Here is a 4,102-nt window from a genome sequence, read left to right on the forward strand (position 1 = left end):
CGAGAACAGTTCTTACGCCACGGCTATCGCGCCACCTCGCTGCGCTCCATCGCCGCGCAAGCCGGTGTGGACGTGATGCTGATCAGGCGCTACTTCGGGTCCAAGGAGGAGCTGTTCACGGCCGCGACGGATGTGTCAGACAATGTCGAAGTCGTACGTCGTGCTCCCGACGATGCCGTGGGCCATACCTTGATCGAGCGGGTGCTCCGCACTCGCCAAGACGTCGACGCCCCGCTATTTGCGCTGCTGCGCTCCAGCGGCGACCCCGCCGTCGTCGCACGCCTCAACCATCAGCTCGAAACCGGCCTGACTCGCAACCTGTCGAAGCGAATCGACGCCGACCAACCACGGCTTCGCGCCGAGATGGTCAGCGCATTGCTGCTAGGAATCGGAGTACTGCGCACCCTTCTGAACAAAGAGCCGCTCGCCACCGCTGACGACGGCGACATCGCCGCGATCTTTACCGAAGCGTTCGCGACCCTGACCAAACTGCCCCAAGCCCAGCCCCCCGCGAGCTGAGTCAACGGCGGCGCCATGCCCCGCCGTCGCCGCTTGGCGGTCAATGTTAATTTCCTCGGGTGATGTTCTCAGCTGCTGGTGCAGTCGCGCGGTGGATCGCCCCCTTCCTCACGGTTGCCGCCGTTACCGGCCTGGCGCCGATCGGTCCAGCGGTGCGCTTAGTCGACGAGGCCAACCCGTTGGCGGGCATGCCCTTCTACGTCAATCCCACCTCGGCGGCCATGCGCGCCGCGCAGCATGCCGATCCGCCGAGTCCCGAGTTGACCGCTATCGCCAACACGCCACAGGCGTACTGGATTGTTCCGGGCGCTTCGGCAGCCACGGTCGCGAAGTACACCGGCGACGCGCTGGCCGCCGGCGCCGTCCCGGTTCTGGCGCTTTATGGAATCCCCCACCGCGATTGTGGCAGCTTCGCCGCGGGTGGCTTGGCGACCGCCGACGACTACCGCGGGTGGATCGACCTCATCGCATCCGGCGTGGGATCTTCGCGAGCGGCGGTCATCGTCGAACCCGATGCACTCGCGATGGCCGACTGCCTCTCGCCCGACCAGCGCCAAGAACGCTACGACTTGATTCGCTACGCCGTCGATACGCTGGCGCGCAATCCGGCCACGGCCGTGTACGTAGACGGTGGTCACTTGCGCTGGCACAGCGCGGAGGACATGGCGGCCAGACTCAACAAGGTCGATGTCGCCCACGCGCGGGGCTTCAGCCTCAACATCGCGAACTTCTTCAACACCAATGACGAAATCGGCTACGGCGAGGCGATATCGGCGCTCACCAACGGTTCGCACTACGTGATCGACACGTCGCGCAACGGCGCCGGACCAGCGCCGGACTCCGGGCTCAACTGGTGCAACCCCGACGGCCGAGCACTGGGCACTCCGCCGACCGCGACGACCGCAGGCGCGCACGCCGACGCCTACTTGTGGATCAAACGTCCCGGCGAATCCGACGGAACATGCAATAAGGGAAATCCGCCGGCCGGCACCTTCGTGAGTCAGTACGCCATCGATCTGGCCCACAACGCGATTCATTAAGCGGGATCGACGAAAACCGGTGGCTCCCCTGACATTCCGGCCATCACGGCGGTGAGCTGATTGGGTTTGCCGATCAGCCCGGTTTGTAGCTCGGATTCGCGTTTGAGGGCAGCGGCAGCGTCGTCGCTGGCCCACGTCTCGTCGTAGAGGCGCTTGGCGGCGCGGACAGCATCAGGAGACTTCTGCGCGATCTCCTCTGCGAGTGCGAGCGCCGACGTCAGCGGATCATCACTGTTTCGCGTGACCAGTCCGAGCGCCAAAGCCTCACTCCCAGAAACGATCCGGCCGCTGAATGTCAACTCCTTCGCCACATCGATGGGGACCAGTCGCGGCAGTGTCTGCGTAATGCCCATGTCAGGAACGAGGCCCCACTTGATCTCCATGATCGACAGCTTCGCGTCCGGCGCAGCGACCCTGATGTCGGCCCCCAACGCGATCTGCAGACCGCCGCCGAAGCAATTCCCGTGAATCGCGGCGATCACCGGTGCCGGCACCAACGACCAGTCGTAGGCCACGCGCTGAGCGAAATTGGCCAGCCGGTCGCTGTCGCGCTCCAGCAGCACGCCTGTTCCGCCCTGACCGGACATGAAGCTGGCGATGTCCAGGCCCGAGCAGAAGCTCTTCCCGTCGCCGTGCAGCACAACCGCGCGAACCGATGCGTCGCCGGCCAGCCCGCCTGCGGCATTCATCAAGCCCTCGAACATGGCCCGGTCAAGCGCATTGTGCTTGTCGGTGCGCACCATGGTCACTGTTGCTACGCCACTGGCGGCGATCTCCACATGAACTCTGTCTTCGAACACGCTGGGGAACTTACCGCGACGACGACTTCTGGGGCGACGTGGTCGGGCGTTAGCGACTTGCAAACCCGCACCGGCAGGCGAGGATGAGGCGATGCATCCCAGGTTGACCGCGAGGGTGGAACAAGCTCAGCCGATCCCGGTCCTCCTTTGGCAATTCGACGAGCCTCGACTGTGCATCTCGTCGGGCCCCCTCGGCGGCGGCATCGGCGCCCGGGACTGGGTGGTCAACGCAACGGTCCCCCTTGATTACGACCGGACCGACCCGGACCGCCACCTGACTGAGATTGGTACCGCACTCAAGCTTGTCGGCACCGGCTGCGGGCTGCTCACTGCGGTCGACGTGACCCGGCACCACTTCGCCGCTGATGGCGGCGTGCATGCCACCGCAACAGTTGGGCTCTCCAGCCCGGCCTGGGCGGCCGCGCCCGACCACCACTTCCGCCGCGAATTGCCGTCCGGCGTCCGGACGACCGCGTTCCCCGCCTACCAAACCATGGAGTACCGATCGCTCAACGACGCTGACGAGTACCGGGTGGGAACCATCAACGTGGTGGTTGCGGTGCCGGTGCAGCTGTCTGCGGCGGCCCTGGTCAACGCCGTGGCCACCGCAACGGAGGCGAAGGTGCAGGCGTTGTACGAGAGCGGGGTACGGGCCACCGGAACCGCCTCGGACGCGATCGTCGTGCACTGCCCGACGGACGGGACTGCGGAGACATACGGCGGGCCGCGCTCGGCGGTCGGCGCCCGGATCGCAAGAGCGGTGCACACGTCCGTAGTTGCCGGCGCTAGGTCCTGGATTTCAGGGCCGCCCGGGCAGCGCTTCGGCGTGTGAAACCCAAACGCTGGCGTGCCATGAAAACGGCCCCCGGAGGAATCTCCGAGGGCCGTTTCCATTTAGTAGCGGGGACAGGATTCGAACCTGCGACCTCTGGGTTATGAGCCCAGCGAGCTACCGAGCTGCTCCACCCCGCGACGGGTGAATACCAGGTTACTTGAGCGTCCGCGAGGCCGCCAAATCGTGCGCTGACCAGGCGCGACGGGCCGGGATCAGTGCGAGGGCGGGCTGAGCCCGTAGCGCTGCCTGATGTCGTCCATCCAGTCCGGCGTGCCGTAGGTCAGCCCATACTTGTCGGCCAGCTCGCCGAACTCGGGCAGCTCGTGCAGGACCTTGCCCAGCGGATCGTTGGCGTGCTCGACGAGCAGCTCACCCAGCTCCCGGAAGTAGTTCTCGAATCCGCCCGGCGTGATGATCTCGATGATGCGGCCGGGCTCGCTGCCGGCGTTCCACATGGCGTGCATCTGCCCGCGCGGCTTGGTGATGTAGCCACCGGCACCCAGGACGACTTCACTGTCGTCCGAGCGGAAGCCGATCTCGCCTGCCAGCACGATCGAATGCTCGTCCTCGCGGGTGTGCCGGTGGGCCGCGGTGAGCAAGCCCACCTCGAACGGGTGCTCTACGATGGACACCTCGCCCCCGTTGGTGCGGCTGGACAACTTGAACACGGCCCCAAAACCCGGGAGCGCCACATACTCGCCTTCCCCGGGCTGTACAACCGTCACGGGGATCTGATCCATCTCGACCACCTGTTACTTGGTGTTGTCGAACTTGGTAATCGCGTCGTTGAGTCGCTGCAGTGCCGCGCCATAGGCGGCGAAATCGCCGCTCTTCTGCGCATCGCGCGCCGCGCCGATCGCCGACTCAACGTCTTTGAGCGCGGCGGCCTTGGCCGCAGACAGCGTGAC

The 4,102-nt window shown here is 65.8% G+C and carries 6 protein-coding genes and 1 tRNA gene; 3 read left to right on the forward strand and 4 right to left on the reverse strand.

The genetic code is table 11. The annotated features are described in order from the left end of the window. Together WB785_RS12200 and WB785_RS12205 are read left to right on the forward strand one after the other, a co-directional pair. Nucleotides 1-519, forward strand: a 519-nt coding sequence (locus WB785_RS12200) for a TetR family transcriptional regulator (protein WP_424079462.1), incomplete at its 5' end; no start/stop codon positions are given. Between the two features lie 59 nt (nucleotides 520-578). Then, entirely contained in the window at nucleotides 579-1,559 is a 981-nt protein-coding gene (locus WB785_RS12205) for a glycoside hydrolase family 6 protein (protein WP_424079464.1), read from the forward strand. Here the strand turns inward: WB785_RS12205 and WB785_RS12210 are convergent. Further along, on the reverse strand, nucleotides 1,556-2,359 hold the full coding sequence (locus WB785_RS12210; protein ID WP_424079465.1) for a crotonase/enoyl-CoA hydratase family protein: 804 nt from the start codon (nucleotides 2,357-2,359) through the stop codon (nucleotides 1,556-1,558). The two genes, WB785_RS12205 and WB785_RS12210, sit on opposite strands and share 4 nt — an antisense overlap. A 91-nt stretch (nucleotides 2,360-2,450) precedes the next feature. Here WB785_RS12210 and WB785_RS12215 point away from each other — a divergent pair, with 91 nt between their 5' ends. Next, nucleotides 2,451-3,191 carry an adenosylcobinamide amidohydrolase gene (locus WB785_RS12215; RefSeq protein ID WP_424079467.1) on the forward strand — a complete coding sequence of 247 codons (741 nt, stop codon included), beginning with the start codon at nucleotides 2,451-2,453 and terminating at the stop codon, nucleotides 3,189-3,191. Between the two features lie 66 nt (nucleotides 3,192-3,257). Here WB785_RS12215 and WB785_RS12220 read toward each other — a convergent pair. The 3 genes from WB785_RS12220 to WB785_RS12230 all read right to left on the reverse strand — a co-directional run. Continuing rightward, nucleotides 3,258-3,331: transfer RNA gene (locus WB785_RS12220), tRNA-Met, on the reverse strand. A gap of 75 nt (nucleotides 3,332-3,406) precedes the next feature. Further along, a complete protein-coding gene (locus WB785_RS12225) occupies nucleotides 3,407-3,934 on the reverse strand; it encodes a cupin domain-containing protein (protein WP_424079468.1) in 528 nt (175 codons plus the stop codon). Nucleotides 3,935-3,946: 12 nt separating this feature from the next. Next, nucleotides 3,947-4,102 (reverse strand): hypothetical protein (locus tag WB785_RS12230; protein WP_424079470.1); only part of this gene is annotated, 156 nt, incomplete at its 5' end.

The organism is Mycobacterium sp. (genome assembly GCF_049585075.1).
GTDB lineage: Bacteria > Actinomycetota > Actinomycetes > Mycobacteriales > Mycobacteriaceae > Mycobacterium.

Excerpts from the sequence above, each read along its gene's own strand:
- WB785_RS12215 (WP_424079467.1), top strand. The coding sequence starts at position 2,451 with ATGCATCCCAGGTTGACCGCGAGGGTGGAACAAGCTCAGCCGATCCCG.
- WB785_RS12225 (WP_424079468.1), bottom strand. The coding sequence starts at position 3,934 with ATGGATCAGATCCCCGTGACGGTTGTACAGCCCGGGGAAGGCGAGTAT.